The organism is Ewingella americana (assembly GCF_006438725.1).
Classification (GTDB): domain Bacteria; phylum Pseudomonadota; class Gammaproteobacteria; order Enterobacterales; family Enterobacteriaceae; genus Ewingella; species Ewingella americana_A.
On record NZ_RCZD01000001.1, the window covers coordinates 98,623 to 114,873 of the forward strand.

Consider the following 16,251-nt stretch of genomic DNA (forward strand, 5'->3'; position numbering starts at 1 on the left):
CAAATCGCCGATTGGTGTCAGCCCGCGTTTGCCGCCTGGCTGATACGCCAATCGCGTTGGGGAGGTATCAATGTCATTGACCACGATATGCACGTTGTATCTCTTTCACTCTCTGTTTTTCCGCCCGCGCCATAAACCACCAGGCAATCATGCCAATAATTCCCACCACCAGCAGAATCAGCGTTGCCAGTGCGTTGATCTCCGGGTTCACGCCCATGCGCACGCTGGCAAATACCAGCATTGGCAAGGTGGTTGACCCCGGCCCTGCGACGAAACTGGCGATCACTAAATCATCCAGCGACAGCGTAAAGGCCAGTAACCAGCCCGACACCAGCGCCGGGGCAATCATCGGCACGGTGATGATAAAAAACACTTTTAATGGCGTCGCACCGAGATCCATGGCGGCCTCTTCTATCGAGCGGTCCAGTTCACGCAATCGCGCAGCCACCACCACCGAAACATAGGCGCTGCAAAACGTCACGTGCGCCAGCCAGATGGTGAACATGCCACGCTCGGCGGGCCAGCCAAAGGCGTGCCCCATCGCCACAAACAGCAGCAGCAGCGCAAGCCCGGTGATCACATCCGGCATCACCAGCGGTGCCGTCAACATAAACGCAAACCCGGTAGAACCTTTAAAACGCCCAAAACGCACAATCACCACCGCCGCCAGCGTGCCGACAATCACCGCCATGGTGGCCGCCGCCGTGGCGATACTCAGGCTCATACCGACCGCGTTGATCATCGCCGTGTCATGGAACAGCTGAGTATACCAGCGGGTAGACCACCCGGCCCAGACCGTTACCAGCTTGGAGCTGTTAAACGAATAAATAACCAGCATCAGCATCGGTGCATAGAGGAAGGTGAAGCCGAGCACCAGAATAAGAATTCGCCACGGTGAGCGAACAACCGGCAAATTGTTCATTCTTTGTCTCCCAGCTCTTTGCTTTGGTATTTGTGGAACCACAGAATGGGCATGATCAGCAGCAGTAGCATGATCACTGCCACCGCCGAAGCCACTGGCCAGTCACGGTTATTGAAGAACTCCTCCCACAAAATTCGTCCGATCATGATGCTGTCAGGGCCGCCGAGCAGTGCCGGAATGACGTACTCCCCCACCGCCGGGATAAAGACCAGCATCGAACCGGCAATAATGCCGCCTTTGGTCAGCGGCACAATCACGCGGAAGAAGGTTTTAAGCGGACGCGCACCTAAGTCCAGCGACGCTTCCACCAGCGAGTAGTCGAGACGGGTCAGCGCGGTGTAAATCGGCAACACCATAAACGGCAGATAGGAGTAAACAATGCCAATATAGACCGCCAGATTGGTGTGCAAAATCACCAGCGGCTGGTCAATCACATGCAGCCAGATAAGGAAATTATTCAGCACGCCGTTATCTTTCAGGATGCCCATCCAGGCATACACGCGGATCAGGAATGAAGTCCAGGACGGCAAAATCACCAGCAGCAGCAAAATATTGCGCGTCGATTTACGGCTATGCGCCACCGCCCACGCCAGTGGGTAGCCAATGGCCAGGCAGCACAGGGTGGAAATCGCCGCGACTTCCAGCGATTGCAGGTAGGCTTCAATGTAGAGCGGGTCGTCGGTGAGCGAGAGGTAATTGCCGAGATTCAGGGCGATATCCAGCATACCATCAGCAAAGGTGACCAGATCGGTATACGGCGGAATGGCGCGGGCCATTTGGGCGAAACTGATTTTGAACACAATCAAAAACGGCAGCAGGAACAGCAGCAGGAACCACACCAGCGGCAACAGGATCACCAGCTTACGGCCATGCTTTTGCTGCAACCGGCCAAAGAAGGCTTTCAGGCCACCCGGTGGTTTGGCCGGTTCGGCCTGGTCAGGTTGTGCAGAGATAAAGGACATGTTTCAACTCCCCTTAAACGGTCAGCACGACACAGCTGTCGGCTTCCCAGCACAGACGTACTTCGTCGTCCCAGGTAGGCATGCCTCTGCGGAAGCGGTGGCCGTTCTGTAACTGTGCGGTGATCATCTGTCCACTGTGCAGTTTGACGTGGTAAATCGACAGATCGCCAAGATAGGCAATATTTGCCACTTCGCCGACGGCAAAGTTGCAGCCATCTTCAGGCACCTCGTCGCACAGCATGATTTTTTCCGGTCGCAGCGCCACGAATACCGGCACACCGTCGATCACCGAGGCATCAGCATCAACTTTCAACGGATGCATCAGACCAGGGCTGCTGATGATCAGCGCGTCATCCTGACGTTCCTGCAACACGCCTTCGAAGATATTCACCGAACCGATGAACTCAGCGCTGAAGCGGCTGGTCGGATGTTCGTAAATCTCTTCAGGTTCACCAATCTGCACAAATTTCCCACGGTTCATGATGGCGATGCGCCCCGCCATGGTCATGGCCTCTTCCTGATCGTGGGTGACCATCACGCAGGTCGCGCCAACGCGTTCGAGGATGTCCACCACTTCCAGTTGCATACGGTCACGCAGCTTTTTGTCCAGTGCGCCCATCGGCTCGTCGAGCAATAACAACTTTGGCCGCTTAGCCAGACTGCGAGCCAGCGCCACGCGCTGACGCTGGCCACCGGAAAGCTGATGCGGTTTACGTTTGGCAAACTCCTGCATATGCACCAGCGTCAGCATTTCTGCTACCCGACTTTTGATTTCAGCGGACGGCAGTTTGTCCTGCTTCAGGCCAAAGGCGATGTTCTGCTCCACCGTCATATGGGGGAACAGCGCGTAGGACTGGAACATCATGTTGATCGGCCGCTGATAAGGCGGCACCTGCGACAGGTCAACGCCATCAAGCACAATCTGGCCCTGCGATGGTGTCTCGAAACCGGCCAACATACGCAGCAGCGTCGACTTACCGCAACCGGAAGCACCGAGCAGTGCGAAAATTTCGCCTTTGTAGATGGTCAGACTGACGTCATCTACAGCCGCCTGCCCATCAAAGGATTTGGTTAAATTGCGGATTTCCAGCAAAGGCGTGAAGCCTTTGTGCGTTTTAGGCTGAGGACGGGGGATAGCATCATTCACTCAGGGACATCTCCGGCAGAGGCGGCGGCAAACCGCGCAAATTGAGGAACCGCAACAAAGTTAACGGCCCCGCCAGAAAGCTGCGGAGCCGCCAGTACAAATACTCAAAATCATTCGAGTCGCCTAGGGGCGCGTTCACGCAACCAACGCAGAGGCAGCTTGAAGGATGAAGAGTATCACTTTCCCGTTTTTACCTTAGTCCACGAACGGGTGATCACACGGTCAATCTTCGGATCCTGCACTTTCAGGGTGAAGAGTTTGGCACGGACATCGGCCGACGGGTAAATGCCCGGATTGTTACGCACGTCGGCATTGACCAGTGGCGTTGCGGCCAGGTTGCCGCTGGCGTAATAGACCGTGTTGCTGACCTGAGCGATGACTTTCGGCTCCATCAGATAGTTGAGGAACTGATAGGCCTCATCGAGGTTTTTGGCGTCAGCTGGGATAGCGAAGACGTCAAAGAAGGCCAGCGCCCCCTCTTTCGGAATACTGTAGGCCACGTTCACGCCGTTTTTGGCTTCTTTCGCGCGGTTAGAGGCCTGCATCACATCGCCCGCCCAGCCAATCGCCACGCAGATATCACCATTTGCCAGATCGTTAATGTACTGAGAAGAGTGGAAATAACGGATGTTAGGACGCAGTTTCAGCAGTAAGTCATTCGCCGGCCCCGTGTAATCACTGGCTTTGGTGCTGTTCGGGTCGAGATGCAGATAGTTAAGCACGGTGGCGTAAATCTCGGCCGGGGCATCAAGGAAGGAAACCCCGCAACTTTTCAGTTTCTCGAGGTTTTCCGGCTTGAGCACTAAGTCCCAGCTGTCCACCGGCGCATCTTTGCCGAGCACCGCTTTGACCTTATCGACATTATAACCAATGCCGGTGGTAGCCCACAGGTAAGGAATAGCGTATTTGTTACCCGGATCGTGCTGGGCCACCATCTTCAATAAATCAGGATCGAGGTTTTTATAGTTAGGCAGTTTGCTCTTGTCGAGCGGCTGGAAGACACCGGCCGCTAGCTGGCGCTCAAGGAAACTGGCCGAAGGCACCACCAGGTCAAAACCGGTACTGCCTGCCATTAATTTACCTTCCAACACTTCGTTGGAGTCGAATACGTCGTACACCACTTTGATACCGGTTTCCTTCTGGAAGTCCGGTACGGTATTTGGCGCAATATAGTCAGACCAGTTGTAGACGTGCAGCGTTTTTTCTTCCGCAGACGCTGTGACGGACGCGGCCATAACCAGACCGGCGACAACACCCGATAACCACTTTTTACGCAGGGTGAACATCCGTTACTACCTCCAAGATCAGGGGGAAAAGAAAAATTGAACTTGTATCTCAAAAGGATACAAAACCTTTCATAAACAGGCCAACTGCCGCGGCAAGTATTTGCATAGGCATTCAGTGTTGACGAGGTCGCTGCTCGCGAATTAACCGTTTGGTTTTACGGTGTTATCGACGCATTACGCAGATCAGCAGCATAGCGCCTGCCTACCCACCACGCCAGCCTGACGGGGAAAAAATGCGGTTTATCGATTATTTATGCACTTTTGCTTTATGCCCTGCGGCAATTTTGGCTTTAACAAAGTTAAATATCTGGCAACAATAGCCAAACAGCAGCATAACTGATGCGTAAGCAGAGAGGGAAAAGCGCAAAAAGCAGCGGAGCCACTGGTGATAGCAGCTCACAGAGGATATTGGTGCGGAATTTGGGGTAACGGTCAGTGCAGAAGCGGAGCGTTCGAGCCGACGACCGACTCACTTTCTTCTTCTTCATCACCCAGGAACAGCATCTCGTTGGCATGCGCTTCAAGGATGATCATCGACATCTGCTCTTCTGCCTGTTGCAGGAAGTGAGCAAACTGTGACTGGGTCACGCCGACGGCAATCGACAAGGCCTGACAGACGATCAATTTTGGTAAGTTATCGTCCTGAATATCAACGAAAGCTTTTACGGTCAGCGAACTGGCATTGATTTGGCTAAGGTCAGCCACGATCGGGATAAGCGCCGTAGGCTTCACTTCCGCCAGGGACGAGAACAAAATCACGTTGTCGACAATGTCCAGCTTGGCATCAAATACACCATCAAAATTCTGCATATGCGGCAAGTGAAGAGCCTGACAGGAATCACACTCGAAAAATGAGATGCCCAACTGATCCAGCCAGCGCCGAAGCAACGCTAAATCAGGGACGATGAGTGAATCCATAAAATGCCTCATAAGTTCAAAACAACGAAGTCAAATAGCCGAAAAGCGCGCCGACGCGCGGCGCGAAGGGGTCATAGCTTACGGAATATTCTCAGCCAGCGCCATGATCAATACGCGCTTGATGAACATTTTGCTTCGCCGAATCAATAATGCAGTGATGTTATCGAACATCACCCTCCCGATTTAAGCCTGAAGCCCGGTTTGGCGCGATGTTCAATGTAGTCGAGCATCATACCGGCAATATCCAGACCGGTGGTGCTTTCGATGCCTTCCAGCCCCGGTGAGGCGTTGACTTCCATCACCAGCGGACCCCGGTTGGAGCGCAAAATATCGACACCCGCGACGTCCAGCCCCAGAGTACAGGCGGCCTTGATGGCAATCGCCTTTTCCTCGGCGGTGATCTGCACTTTATTGGCCGTGCCGCCGCGATGCAGGTTGGAACGAAAATCCCCCGGTTTGGCCTGACGTTCAATGGCCCCGACTACCCGCTTGCCCACCACCAGACAACGAATGTCGCGCCCTTCGGCCTCACGGATATACTCCTGCACCAGAATATGCGCATTCAGCCCGCGAAAAGCGTCGATCACACTTTCCGCCGCCTGACGGGTTTCTGCCAGCACCACGCCGATGCCCTGCGTCCCTTCCACCAGTTTCACCACCAGCGGCGCGCCGCCCACCAACGCAATCAAATCTGACGTATCGTCAGGCGCGTTGGCAAAACCGGTGGTCGGCAGGCCAATACCCTCCCGCGCCAGGATCTGCATCGAACGCAGTTTGTCACGTGCGCGGGTGATCGCGACGGATTCGTTAAGCGGAAAACTGCCGAGCATTTCAAACTGGCGTAACACCGCCGTGCCATAAAAGGTAATGGCGGAGCCAATACGTGGGATCACCGCATGGTATTTATCCAATTGACGGCCCTGATAATGCACGCTGGGCGCGGCCGGATTGATATTCATATAGCAAGACAACGGATCGATAATATCGATTTCATGACCACGGCTTTGCGCCGCCTCCCGCAGGCGTTTGCACGAATACAAACTGCCATCACGGGAAAGAATAGCTATTTTCATCCGACAACTCCGTCGCCGTTAACGTGTGATCCAGCCTTGTTGGTGCAGAGCATCCAGCATATGCGGGCGCTGTTCCTTTTTCAGCGTGCGGACAATCAGGTCACTCCAGGTGTCGCGGCGCGCATTGCTGTCGCGCTGCTGATAATAGGTGTTCAGTTGGTCATCATATTCCGCCAGCACTGCCCGGTCGATGGGCTGATAGCTGTTCTCATGCACCAGCAGCGATTGCGGCATACGCGGCTTGACCTGATGATCCTGCGCCGGGTGGCCGATGCAAAAACCAAACAGTGGCATCACGAATTTTGGCAGTTTGAGCAGGGTCACGACGTCATTAACCTGATTACGAATCCCACCGATGAACACCCCACCCAGGCCAAGAGATTCGGCTGCCGTCATGGCATTTTGCGCCATCAGTGCGGTATCGACACAGCCGAGCAGTAACTGTTCGGCCAGACCGAGTTCGGCGTCCGGGTTAATTTGCTGGTTGCGGTTGAAATCAGCACAAAACACCCAAAATTCTGCGGCGCTGGCAACATATTGCTGCCCCCCCGTGTACTCAACCAGCTTTGCGCGCAGCGCAGGGTCGGTCACCCGAATGATGGACGAGCATTGTAAAAAACTGGACGTGGATGCACCTTGTGCTGCACCAATAATGGCTTCACGTTGTTCATCCGACAGAGGCTGATCGGTGAATGAACGGATTGAGCGATGGGCGCGCAGGAGGTCGATAGTCGGCGTCATTAGGGATCCTTGGACGGGAAAAGTTAAAACATACTGGCAATTATCATTGATGCTCCGTCTGCGCTTTGCAATAGTCCACATGCCGAATGCTGTAACAAAACGCGCACTTCACGGCAAACAGTGCCTGGGGGGAAAAGCCTTTGTCAGCATAACGATAGGTAACACACATCAAACTGACAGGTAATTCCTACTTTTTTTTAGCGCGTGTAACAGGCATAGTAAGTGCTACAAAAACCGTGACGCACTTAACAGTTTTGACGCGGACCACGGCTTAATTCATTCATTTTACTGGCATTGAAAAATCAAGGAGTCTCCATGTTTGCAGTGATTTTCGGGCGTCCTGGCTGTCCTTATTGTGTACGTGCAAAAGAGTTGGCGGAAAAACTGACTGAAGAGCGTGATGATTTCAATTTCCGTTACGTTGATATCCACGCTGAAGGTATTTCTAAAGCTGATCTGGAAAAAACGGTCGGTAAGCCGGTAGAAACCGTACCGCAGATCTTCATCGATTCCACCCACATCGGTGGTTGCACAGATTTCGAAGCGTATGCAAAAGAAAATCTGGCGCTGTTCCAATCTTAAGTCAGACAAAGACCACACAGCATAAAGGCGCTCATTGAGCGCCTTTTTTGGGTCTGCATGCGGGGTTACCCACCGGCACTGCGCTTCACCTATCGCCGACTCATTTGCTGCACCAGCGTGCGGATCAACAAATAGAGCAGTGCCCCCATCACGCACCAGAACACCGCACTGCCTACATAGGCCATCTCTTGCACCAGCGAACGTACCCGCACGAAATACAGCATGCAAATCATATAACAGACGGGGATGCCCAGGATGGCCCCGAGAAAGGCATAAAAAACTGGGGAGTGACGGATGAGGTGCGCGGTAATAATACCGGGGAAAATAAACAGCAAGAGGCCGTACTCTGGCCCGTAGGGAAGTGTCCTAACCACAACAAGCTCTGTTTTCAGTAAAACAAAAACCACCACAAACAGTACGCAGCAAATCACTGGACCAAAACGATCGCGAAAGTGCATGAAGCCTTCCTCCTTAAAGTGTTCGTTCATTCATTACCTGCGCTTAAACACATCCTGCGCTGGCAATCATTGCCCTGCTCTTTCCCTGGTGCATTGCACTATCCTGTGCAACACAAAACATGCTGTTAAGAAGTTTCTACCGGCTTTTCTCTGGCTGAATGGTCAATCAACGACTAAAATAACGCGCAAAATTGCGTTACTATGGCCACCGACTATTTCATTAGCCTTTGTGTTAGCGGTTAAAATATAATGCAGTCGAATCTATCCCTTACACCCCCTCATATCAAGAATTTGTTGGTAAACAATAAGTTATCTTAGTGAACATAAACGTCGCCAGTTTGTTAAACGGGAATTACATCCTGTTATTATTTGTAGTTTTAGCGCTCGGGTTATGCCTGGGGAAAGTTCGACTGGGATCGGTCCAGTTGGGAAATTCCATAGGCGTATTAGTCGTTTCCCTGCTGCTGGGCCAACAACACTTCAGCATTAACACTGAAGCGCTGAATCTCGGTTTCATGCTGTTTATTTTTTGTGTTGGCATCGAAGCCGGCCCAAACTTTTTCTCAATTTTCTTCCGGGATGGCAAAAACTACCTGATGCTGGCACTGGTGATGGTCGGCAGCGCCATGCTGTTGGCCCTTGGGTTGGGTCGTCTGTTCGGCTGGGACATCGGCCTGACTGCCGGTATGCTCGCGGGGTCGATGACCTCCACGCCGGTGTTGGTCGGTGCTGGCGACACGCTGCGAAATACGCTGGGTGGGAATAAACTGCTCGGACCTGAGCTGGATAATTTGAGTCTCGGCTACGCCCTGACCTACCTCATCGGGCTGGTAAGCCTGATTTTCGGTGCCCGTTATCTGCCAAAATTGCAGCATCAGGATTTACCGACCAGCGCCCAGCAAATTGCCCGTGAACGCGGTCTGGATACCGACAGCCAGCGTAAGGTTTATTTGCCGGTGATCCGTGCATACCGTGTGGGCCAGGAACTGGTTGCCTGGGCCGATGGCAAAAACCTGCGTGAGCTGGGCATTTACCGCCAGACGGGCTGTTATATCGAGCGCATTCGCCGTAACGGTATTCTGGCCACGCCAGACGGTGATGCTGTCTTGCAGGTCGGCGATGAGATATCGCTGGTAGGCTACCCTGATGCCCACTCACGCCTTGACCCGAGTTTCCGTAACGGTAAAGAAGTGTTTGACCGTGACTTGCTCGATATGCGCATCGTCACTGAGGAAGTGGTGGTCAAAAACAACAGTGCAGTGGGTAAACGCCTCAGCCAACTAAACCTGACCGACCACGGCTGCTTCCTGAACCGGGTGATCCGCAGCCAGATTGAGATGCCCATTGATGACAGCATCGTGCTTAATAAAGGCGATGTCCTGCAAGTCAGCGGTGACGCACGCCGCGTTAAAGCCGTGGCAGAGCGTATCGGCTTTATCTCGATTCACAGTCAGGTCACCGATTTACTGGCCTTCTGCGCCTTCTTTATTGTCGGCCTGATGATTGGCCTGATCACTTTCCAGTTTAAAAACTTCAGTTTTGGCATTGGTAACGCGGCCGGTCTGCTGTTTGCTGGGATCATGCTGGGTTTCCTGCGCGCCAACCACCCGACCTTCGGCTACATCCCACAAGGGGCGCTGAATATGGTGAAGGAGTTCGGACTGATGGTATTTATGGCTGGCGTGGGTCTGAGTGCGGGCGCGGGTATTAATCAGGGGCTGGGCGCGATTGGCGGTCAAATGCTGATTTCCGGCTTGATTGTCAGCCTGGTGCCGGTGGTGATTTGCTTTATCTTCGGCGCTTATGTCTTGCGGATGAACCGCGCCCTGCTGTTTGGCGCCATTATGGGTGCACGTACCTGTGCGCCCGCCATGGAAATCATCAGCGATACCGCGCGCAGTAACATTCCGGCCCTCGGTTACGCCGGGACTTACGCGATTGCTAACGTATTGCTGACGTTGGCCGGTACGCTCATCGTGATCATCTGGCCTGGGGCATAACGCAATACATTGATTCGTAATGTAAATGTAAAAAATCAATAAATATTTTTAAATATTGCAGCATTGAACGAACTTTATATAGGAAAGGCAGTCTTAATTAATGCCACTGCTTTTCTTTGAAGTCCCCACTTTGGAGAGCCCGCTAATCCCGCCTCGTTAGGTTCAAGATTAGTGGGTTTTTTCTTTTGTAGAAACATACCCATTTAAAAACAATCAATTAAAACTCCCCCCAGTCATAAATGGCGATAGAGTGGCGACAGCTAAAATGAAGTTATTTGCCCTAATCCCTTCTTTTCGCAAACGTTAGTACAACGTAAGAATTCAGATTGGAAGCTCCGAAATTGCAGTAATTTCGAACGGGGGTTCAAATCCCCCCAGCAAAATTCCTGGTTGATGATTACCAGAGCCATCCAACGAAGTCCCAGAAACCCGCATGGCGCAAGCCCTGCGGGCTTTTTTGTATCATCGCCCTTTCATCAAACAGCGCACTAAGCAGAGTTTTGGAGCCTATCCCTCGGTCACACTTTCTGACGCATGGAAGCTGAGAGCAGAATCGCGAGCGTTACTTGCCAAGCAGATCGATCCTCTTGAGTAACGATAGGTGGTTTTACCCCCATGCGTTCAGAAACCTGCGCCGATGTAAGCCCGCTTCGCCCCTCCCATCCTGTAGAGCGGGCTTCCAATAGACACACTAAGAAGAGGGCATGATATTCCCCAGCCTCGCGGAAAGTGAAGCAGCGATATTTACCAGTTTATTGCCGATAGTCTCGATGGTTGAGGCTGCCGCTTCCTGTTCCAGCATACTCACGGCCAGACCCGCCACCACTTGCCCTGAAAAGTCATATACCGGGGCTCCAATACAGAACATCCCTTCACGGATCTGTCCGTCATCGACCGAGTAACCGCGTTGGCGGACAACGGCCAACTCCTGCAAGAGCATCGTAAGTGATGCCACGCTGCGGGCAGTGAGCGGTTTAGGCCAGCCAGTTTCAAAGCGACGGCAGATATTCTCATCATTCAGGGTGCTGAGAATTGCCTTACCTGTTGCGGTAAAAGGGGCAGGCAGACGCATCCCGATCCGGAATGTAAATCCCAACGCGGCTTTGCTGTTGGAGCACGCGACGTAAACCACCTGCTGACTATCTAATATCGTCATGGTGACAGTGAAATCACTCAATTCGCGTCGATCTTGCAGGAGCCGCTGGAATTCCTCGACCAGATCGGTCTGACCAATAAAGGCATTAGCCCAATTCATCACTCGCCCTCCAATCCGGTAGGTCCCGGCATCGGTACGAATCAACATCCCCAAATCCACCAGCGCGGCACATAAGCCATGCGCAGAACTTTTAGGCAGGCCAAGTAATGTCACGATCTCAGTAAAAGTCGGAGGAGTGGGAAGTTCGCTGACTGCATCCAGAATCTGTACGGCACGGCGTAATGCAGGCGCACTGTTCCCGGGGGTTTCTGTCTCTGTATTTTCCGGCATGGGTCTCACTTTTTAACAGTAATTTGACGTTTGATTAAATTATGTGCCACAATTCTATATAGTGAATTTAGTTCAATATACTGAACTTGTAAATAAAAATTCCTCTGTTAGGAGGGGAAATATGCTCGATTTACGCGATCCATCGTTATTCAGGGAAACTTGTCTGCTCGCCGGAGAATGGCGTCCTGCCACTGACGGCGCAACGTTTCCAGTAACAAACCCGGCCACGGCTGAAATAATTGCCCATGTCCCCCAGCTTGAAGGGGCAGCAATTGAAGAGGCGATCTTCGCAGCGCAGCGCGCATTTTTACTCTGGCGCGAGAAAACGGCTAAAGAGCGTTGCGTGATATTGCGTCGTTGGTTTGACCTTATCACTGACAACAGCGCTGACCTTGCCGCCATCATGACGGCGGAGCAGGGAAAACCTTTGGCTGAATCTCGTGGGGAAGTGGCGTATGCCGCATCATTTATTGATTGGTTTGCCGAAGAGGGAAAACGTATTTACGGCGACGTGATCCCCTCGCCACAGGCCGATAAACGACTGGTGGTACTAAAACAACCCGTCGGTGTCTGTGCCGCCATTACCCCCTGGAATTTCCCCGCGGCCATGATCACCCGTAAAGCCGCGCCTGCTCTGGCCGCTGGCTGCGTCATGATCGTCAAACCTGCAGAGCAAACTCCGCTGACCGCATTCGCGTTAGGCGAACTGGCGATGCGCGCAGGGATCCCAGCCGGTGTGCTGCAAATCGTCACCGGCGATGCAAAAGTCATCGGCAATGTATTAACGAAAAGTGAAGTGGTCAGAAAACTCTCTTTCACCGGTTCAACGCAGATCGGGCGCTTGTTGATGGCACAGTGCGCACCAACGCTCAAGCGTGTTTCTCTGGAGCTGGGAGGAAACGCCCCCTTTATCGTCTTTGATGACGCTGACATTGAAGCCGCCGTTGACGGCGCCGTACAGTCTAAATTCCGCAATGCCGGTCAGACCTGCGTCTGTACCAACCGTTTTCTGGTGCAGTCGGGAATTTACGACCAGTTTGCACAGCGTCTGGCAGAGCGTGTCAGAAGTCTGACGGTAGGCAACGGCGTTGATGCCGGAGTTCTGGTTGGCCCCCTGATTGACGAAGATGCCGTCGTTAAAGTAGAGAGCCACATTCAGGACGCCAAAGATAAAGGGGCAGAAGTATTAACAGGCGGCAACCGGCATACATGCGGTGGGCTATTTGTTGAGCCAACGGTGATTGTTAACGTCACTCGCGACATGCTCATCGCGCGGGAAGAGACTTTTGGCCCTGTTGCCCCGCTGTTCCGTTTTGATACAGAAGAAGAAGCGGTAGCAATGGCCAATGACACTGAGTTTGGTCTGGCGGCTTATTTCTTTACTGAAAACAGCAAAAGAATGTGGCGGGTCGCGGAAGCGCTGGAGTACGGCATGGTGGGTCATAACACCGGGCTTATCTCCAATGAAGTGGCACCGTTTGGAGGAATGAAACAGTCAGGGATCGGCAGAGAAGGCTCAAAATACGGTATCGACGAATACCTTGAGATCAAATATTTCTGCACATCGGTAGGGTGATCATCGCGTTTTACGGTTAAAACTCACCCACGTTTTTTCACCAGAAAAGAGGGAAAGTATTATGTCAGATGTTATGCAACCCTTTGAATTTAGAACAGTACCATCGATGCTAGTGGAATGGTCAGGCGCACAACGCCTCGGGGAGATCCTGTCACACCGTTTTACTGCCCGTAAAGCACTGATCGTAACGGATGGGGGATTAGTCAAAGCCGGTTTGCTAAAGCCGGTCGAAAAAAATCTGCGCGACATCGGTTTCGATGTCGTGGTTTTCGACCGGGTTATCGCCGACCCACCGGAAGCCATTGTCCTTGAAGCCGCACGTATCGCGCGGGATCAGCACATAGATATCGTGATTGGGCTTGGTGGTGGCTCCTCGTTGGATGTGGCAAAGCTCACGGCTATACTGGCGCAGTCGGAACAGGATCTCAGTGGCTTGTACGGCATTGATAATGTTCTGGGCGAACGATTACCGCTGGTGCAAATCCCAACGACGGCGGGTACCGGGTCGGAAGTGACCAACATTGCGATTCTTACCACGGGTGAAACGACCAAAATGGGCGTGGTTTCCCGCCAGCTCTATTGTGACTTTGTTCTGCTGGATGCGGAGCTTACCGTCGGACTGCCTGCGACACATACCGCTGCGACGGGTATTGATGCGATGGTACATGCCATCGAGTCTTACACCAGTAAGCACAAAAAAAATCCGTTATCTGATGCGTTAGCCCGGGAAGCGTTACGCCTGATCTCACAACATCTGGTCACGGCTTGTCATGACGGTTCAAACCGACATGCCCGCGAGTCCATTCTATTAGGCGCAACACTAGCCGGTCAGGCTTTCGCCAATTCACCGGTCGCGGCGGTACATGCGCTGGCCTATCCACTCGGCGGTCATTATCACATTCCTCACGGCCTCTCGAATGCACTGATGCTGGGTGCGGTATTGCGTTACAACGCCAAAGTCGCGGCACCTTTATATGCGGAACTTGCCGACGTACTCAATGTGGGCAAAGAAGGCGATGTACAGACGCGTTGCAACGCGTTTATTGATGCAATGATCAGCATCATGGATGAAAGCGGTGCGCCGAGACGTTTACGCGACGTCGGGGTGAAAGAGGATACGCTGGCATTGCTGGCTTCAGATGCGATGAAACAGACCCGTCTTCTGACCAATAATCCGGTCGAGGTAAAAGAGGCTGACGCTTTGGCGCTTTATCAGGAAGCTTTTTAATCATCTCGCCAACACCCTACGAAGTGAAACGTGAAAGGACATAAGAAAATGACCGACATTCGCCTGTATATGTTTCAAACCGGCTCGCTGAAGTGCAAAGTTCACAATATCAAAATGAATCAGGGAAACGGGGCAGATTATGAAATCCCCGTGCCGTTTTTCCTGCTGACTCACCCTAATGGACATACGCTGATTGATGGCGGTAATGCCGTAGAAACTGCCACCGACCCTAAAGGGTATTGGGGAGGGATCACCGATGTTTATTGGCCGGTAATGCGTGAAGATCAGGGCTGCGTCGCGCAACTGAAAAGTATGGGGATCAATCCCGAAGATATCCGCTACGTCTTACAGTCGCACTTGCATCTCGATCATACCGGTGCGATTGGCCGATTCCCCAATGCGACACACATCGTTCAACGCAGGGAGTACGAGTATGCCTTTACTCCTGACTGGTTTGCTGCAGGAGGTTATATCAGAAACGACTTTGACCGGCCGGGCCTGAAATGGGAATTCCTGGAGGGTGAAAGCAATGATTTCTATGATATCTATGGCGATGGAACACTGAAAACGGTGTTTACTCCCGGCCATTCGCCCGGGCATCAGTCAATCCTGGTCAGCTTACCGAACTCGGGGCCGATGCTGCTGACCATTGATGCAGCCTATACAACGGATCACTGGGAAGAGAAAGCGCTGCCCGGATTTATGTCTTCAGCCGTTGAAGTCGTGCGTTCAGTGCAGAAGATGCGCATGTTAGCGAGCCGGACAAATGCACAAGTGGTGACAGGTCATGACCCTGATGCCTGGAAAACTTTCAGGCACGCGCCTGAATATTATGATTGATAGGTGGTTGTCACACTGAGTGAATATTGAACATCACCACAGAAAGTAAGGTGCTTTTCATTTTTGGAGAGCACCCCATCAGACATTCTTGTCGTCGTTTTAAACCCACGCCCGGTGCCCATCAGTTGGAAGCTACTCAGGCACAAAGGACAGATAACCCGCCACGCCGCCGCCGCCACCGTCTTTCGGATGATTAACCCCATCCACTACTTTGATGGTATGAAAATCGAATGGTGAGACATCTTCTATACAGGCCACGTTGACCCCATATTGTTCAGGGTTAGAACGACGCTGATGAAACGTATAGATACCGCAAACTGAACAAAAGTAATGCGCAGCTTCTTGGCTATTAAAACGGTACTCAGTGAGCTTATCTTTACCCTTTGTGACATCAATTCCAGACGCAAACACAACCACGGCGCCACGCATGCGACAAAATGAACAATTGCAGCGAAGAATAGTTTTAAACCCATCGATGAGTTCAACATTGAAAACAACAGCACCACAATGGCACTGAGCAGAGATTTTATCTGACATGGCGGCTTCCTTATGCTTCTCAGGTGTGGGTATACATTGGGTTTACAACTATTTTGACTTGTTGACCACTTTTTCACTATCAGCGACTTCCCTGCCCTGGGGGCATTATTGGCAGTCGATAAAGCATAAAGGGGGATGATTCATCCGCCTTGAGAGCCGCACGCATCGAGTGTCACAAAGCCTGATTTCCCTTCACAACAGGTGCTGTAAATCTTCGGCGCTCATCGTAGGTTCAAAAGGCGTGATCTCCAGCGTTGCCAAACCCTGATGCTGAAGCGGATCTTCCTTCATGCGCGCTTGTATCTCTTCAATGCTGCTACCTCTGGCCAAAATAACGCCTCCGGTTCGTGGGTTACGCCGCCCTGAAAGAATAAAGATCCCATCGTCATACCCCTTGCGCAGCCATTCCACATGGGCTGGCAGCAGTGCATCAACCTCACTGAGCGGTTTTACATAAGACAGGACCGCAATATAAAGCATGTTCATGACGTTTTC

General features: G+C 52.3%; 16 protein-coding genes and 1 pseudogene. 6 read left to right on the top strand and 11 right to left on the bottom strand.

Going from position 1 to position 16,251, the window contains the following annotated elements:
- Positions 1-73: 73 nt before the first annotated feature.
- The 7 genes from potI to nfsA form a co-directional block, all read right to left on the bottom strand.
- A complete protein-coding gene (potI, locus tag EAH77_RS00440; RefSeq protein WP_140469846.1) occupies positions 74-922 on the bottom strand; it encodes a putrescine ABC transporter permease PotI in 849 nt (282 codons plus the stop codon).
- Positions 919-1,884 carry a putrescine ABC transporter permease PotH gene (potH, locus tag EAH77_RS00445; RefSeq protein ID WP_140469847.1) on the bottom strand — a complete coding sequence of 322 codons (966 nt, stop codon included), beginning with the start codon at positions 1,882-1,884 and terminating at the stop codon, positions 919-921. The genes potI and potH overlap by 4 nt, the downstream gene beginning before the upstream one ends.
- A 13-nt stretch (positions 1,885-1,897) precedes the next feature.
- Positions 1,898-3,031 carry a putrescine ABC transporter ATP-binding subunit PotG gene (gene potG / locus EAH77_RS00450; protein ID WP_140469848.1) on the bottom strand — a complete coding sequence of 378 codons (1,134 nt, stop codon included), beginning with the start codon at positions 3,029-3,031 and terminating at the stop codon, positions 1,898-1,900.
- 176 nt (positions 3,032-3,207) lie between these two features.
- A complete protein-coding gene (gene potF, locus EAH77_RS00455; protein WP_140469849.1) occupies positions 3,208-4,317 on the bottom strand; it encodes a spermidine/putrescine ABC transporter substrate-binding protein PotF in 1,110 nt (369 codons plus the stop codon).
- A 432-nt stretch (positions 4,318-4,749) separates the two neighbouring features.
- Entirely contained in the window at positions 4,750-5,235 is a 486-nt protein-coding gene (locus EAH77_RS00460; protein ID WP_140469850.1) for a YbjN domain-containing protein, read from the bottom strand.
- Between the two features lie 170 nt (positions 5,236-5,405).
- Complete coding sequence (rimK, locus tag EAH77_RS00465) at positions 5,406-6,308, bottom strand: 30S ribosomal protein S6--L-glutamate ligase (RefSeq protein WP_140469851.1); 903 nt, start codon at positions 6,306-6,308, stop codon at positions 5,406-5,408.
- A gap of 18 nt (positions 6,309-6,326) precedes the next feature.
- Positions 6,327-7,049: an oxygen-insensitive NADPH nitroreductase gene (nfsA, locus tag EAH77_RS00470; RefSeq protein ID WP_140469852.1), complete on the bottom strand. Its 723-nt coding sequence runs from the start codon at positions 7,047-7,049 to the stop codon at positions 6,327-6,329.
- Between the two features lie 315 nt (positions 7,050-7,364).
- Between nfsA and EAH77_RS00475 the strand changes: the two genes are divergently transcribed.
- Positions 7,365-7,631, top strand: a complete 267-nt coding sequence (locus tag EAH77_RS00475; RefSeq protein WP_140469853.1) for a GrxA family glutaredoxin — start codon at positions 7,365-7,367, stop codon at positions 7,629-7,631.
- Positions 7,632-7,720: 89 nt separating this feature from the next.
- On the opposite strand, the gene ybjM is transcribed toward EAH77_RS00475, so the two are convergent.
- Positions 7,721-8,119: an inner membrane protein YbjM gene (ybjM, locus tag EAH77_RS00480; RefSeq protein ID WP_241673364.1), complete on the bottom strand. Its 399-nt coding sequence runs from the start codon at positions 8,117-8,119 to the stop codon at positions 7,721-7,723.
- A gap of 287 nt (positions 8,120-8,406) precedes the next feature.
- Here ybjM and EAH77_RS00485 point away from each other — a divergent pair, with 287 nt between their 5' ends.
- Together EAH77_RS00485 and EAH77_RS00490 are read left to right on the top strand one after the other, a co-directional pair.
- A complete protein-coding gene (locus EAH77_RS00485) occupies positions 8,407-10,089 on the top strand; it encodes an aspartate:alanine antiporter (RefSeq protein ID WP_140469854.1) in 1,683 nt (560 codons plus the stop codon).
- A gap of 454 nt (positions 10,090-10,543) precedes the next feature.
- A pseudogene (locus EAH77_RS00490) lies at positions 10,544-10,681 on the top strand (integrase arm-type DNA-binding domain-containing protein); the annotation flags it as partial.
- A 99-nt stretch (positions 10,682-10,780) separates the two neighbouring features.
- Here EAH77_RS00490 and EAH77_RS00495 read toward each other — a convergent pair.
- The gene (locus tag EAH77_RS00495; RefSeq protein ID WP_140469855.1) at positions 10,781-11,575 is read right to left on the bottom strand and encodes an IclR family transcriptional regulator; all 795 of its coding nucleotides are present in this window, start codon (positions 11,573-11,575) and stop codon (positions 10,781-10,783) included.
- 121 nt (positions 11,576-11,696) lie between these two features.
- Between EAH77_RS00495 and EAH77_RS00500 the strand changes: the two genes are divergently transcribed.
- From EAH77_RS00500 to attM, 3 genes are all read left to right on the top strand, one after another.
- On the top strand, positions 11,697-13,151 hold the full coding sequence (locus EAH77_RS00500; protein WP_140469856.1) for an NAD-dependent succinate-semialdehyde dehydrogenase: 1,455 nt from the start codon (positions 11,697-11,699) through the stop codon (positions 13,149-13,151).
- A gap of 61 nt (positions 13,152-13,212) precedes the next feature.
- Positions 13,213-14,379, top strand: coding sequence for an iron-containing alcohol dehydrogenase (locus EAH77_RS00505; protein ID WP_241673365.1), 1,167 nt, complete (start codon positions 13,213-13,215; stop codon positions 14,377-14,379).
- 48 nt (positions 14,380-14,427) lie between these two features.
- Positions 14,428-15,219, top strand: coding sequence for an AttM family quorum-quenching N-acyl homoserine lactonase (gene attM / locus EAH77_RS00510; protein WP_194150462.1), 792 nt, complete (start codon positions 14,428-14,430; stop codon positions 15,217-15,219).
- Between the two features lie 132 nt (positions 15,220-15,351).
- On the opposite strand, the gene EAH77_RS00515 is transcribed toward attM, so the two are convergent.
- Positions 15,352-15,756 carry a GFA family protein gene (locus tag EAH77_RS00515; protein ID WP_140469857.1) on the bottom strand — a complete coding sequence of 135 codons (405 nt, stop codon included), beginning with the start codon at positions 15,754-15,756 and terminating at the stop codon, positions 15,352-15,354.
- A 192-nt stretch (positions 15,757-15,948) separates the two neighbouring features.
- Entirely contained in the window at positions 15,949-16,242 is a 294-nt protein-coding gene (locus EAH77_RS00520; protein ID WP_140469858.1) for a YciI family protein, read from the bottom strand.
- Between the last annotated feature and the right edge of the window lie 9 nt (positions 16,243-16,251).

Excerpts from the sequence above, each read along its gene's own strand:
- potI (WP_140469846.1), bottom strand. The coding sequence starts at position 922 with ATGAACAATTTGCCGGTTGTTCGCTCACCGTGGCGAATTCTTATTCTG.
- potH (WP_140469847.1), bottom strand. The coding sequence starts at position 1,884 with ATGTCCTTTATCTCTGCACAACCTGACCAGGCCGAACCGGCCAAACCA.
- potF (WP_140469849.1), bottom strand. The coding sequence starts at position 4,317 with ATGTTCACCCTGCGTAAAAAGTGGTTATCGGGTGTTGTCGCCGGTCTG.
- EAH77_RS00460 (WP_140469850.1), bottom strand. The coding sequence starts at position 5,235 with ATGGATTCACTCATCGTCCCTGATTTAGCGTTGCTTCGGCGCTGGCTG.
- rimK (WP_140469851.1), bottom strand. The coding sequence starts at position 6,308 with ATGAAAATAGCTATTCTTTCCCGTGATGGCAGTTTGTATTCGTGCAAA.
- nfsA (WP_140469852.1), bottom strand. The coding sequence starts at position 7,049 with ATGACGCCGACTATCGACCTCCTGCGCGCCCATCGCTCAATCCGTTCA.
- EAH77_RS00475 (WP_140469853.1), top strand. The coding sequence starts at position 7,365 with ATGTTTGCAGTGATTTTCGGGCGTCCTGGCTGTCCTTATTGTGTACGT.
- ybjM (WP_241673364.1), bottom strand. The coding sequence starts at position 8,119 with ATGAACGAACACTTTAAGGAGGAAGGCTTCATGCACTTTCGCGATCGT.
- EAH77_RS00495 (WP_140469855.1), bottom strand. The coding sequence starts at position 11,575 with ATGCCGGAAAATACAGAGACAGAAACCCCCGGGAACAGTGCGCCTGCA.
- EAH77_RS00500 (WP_140469856.1), top strand. The coding sequence starts at position 11,697 with ATGCTCGATTTACGCGATCCATCGTTATTCAGGGAAACTTGTCTGCTC.
- EAH77_RS00505 (WP_241673365.1), top strand. The coding sequence starts at position 13,213 with ATGTCAGATGTTATGCAACCCTTTGAATTTAGAACAGTACCATCGATG.
- attM (WP_194150462.1), top strand. The coding sequence starts at position 14,428 with ATGACCGACATTCGCCTGTATATGTTTCAAACCGGCTCGCTGAAGTGC.
- EAH77_RS00515 (WP_140469857.1), bottom strand. The coding sequence starts at position 15,756 with ATGTCAGATAAAATCTCTGCTCAGTGCCATTGTGGTGCTGTTGTTTTC.
- EAH77_RS00520 (WP_140469858.1), bottom strand. The coding sequence starts at position 16,242 with ATGAACATGCTTTATATTGCGGTCCTGTCTTATGTAAAACCGCTCAGT.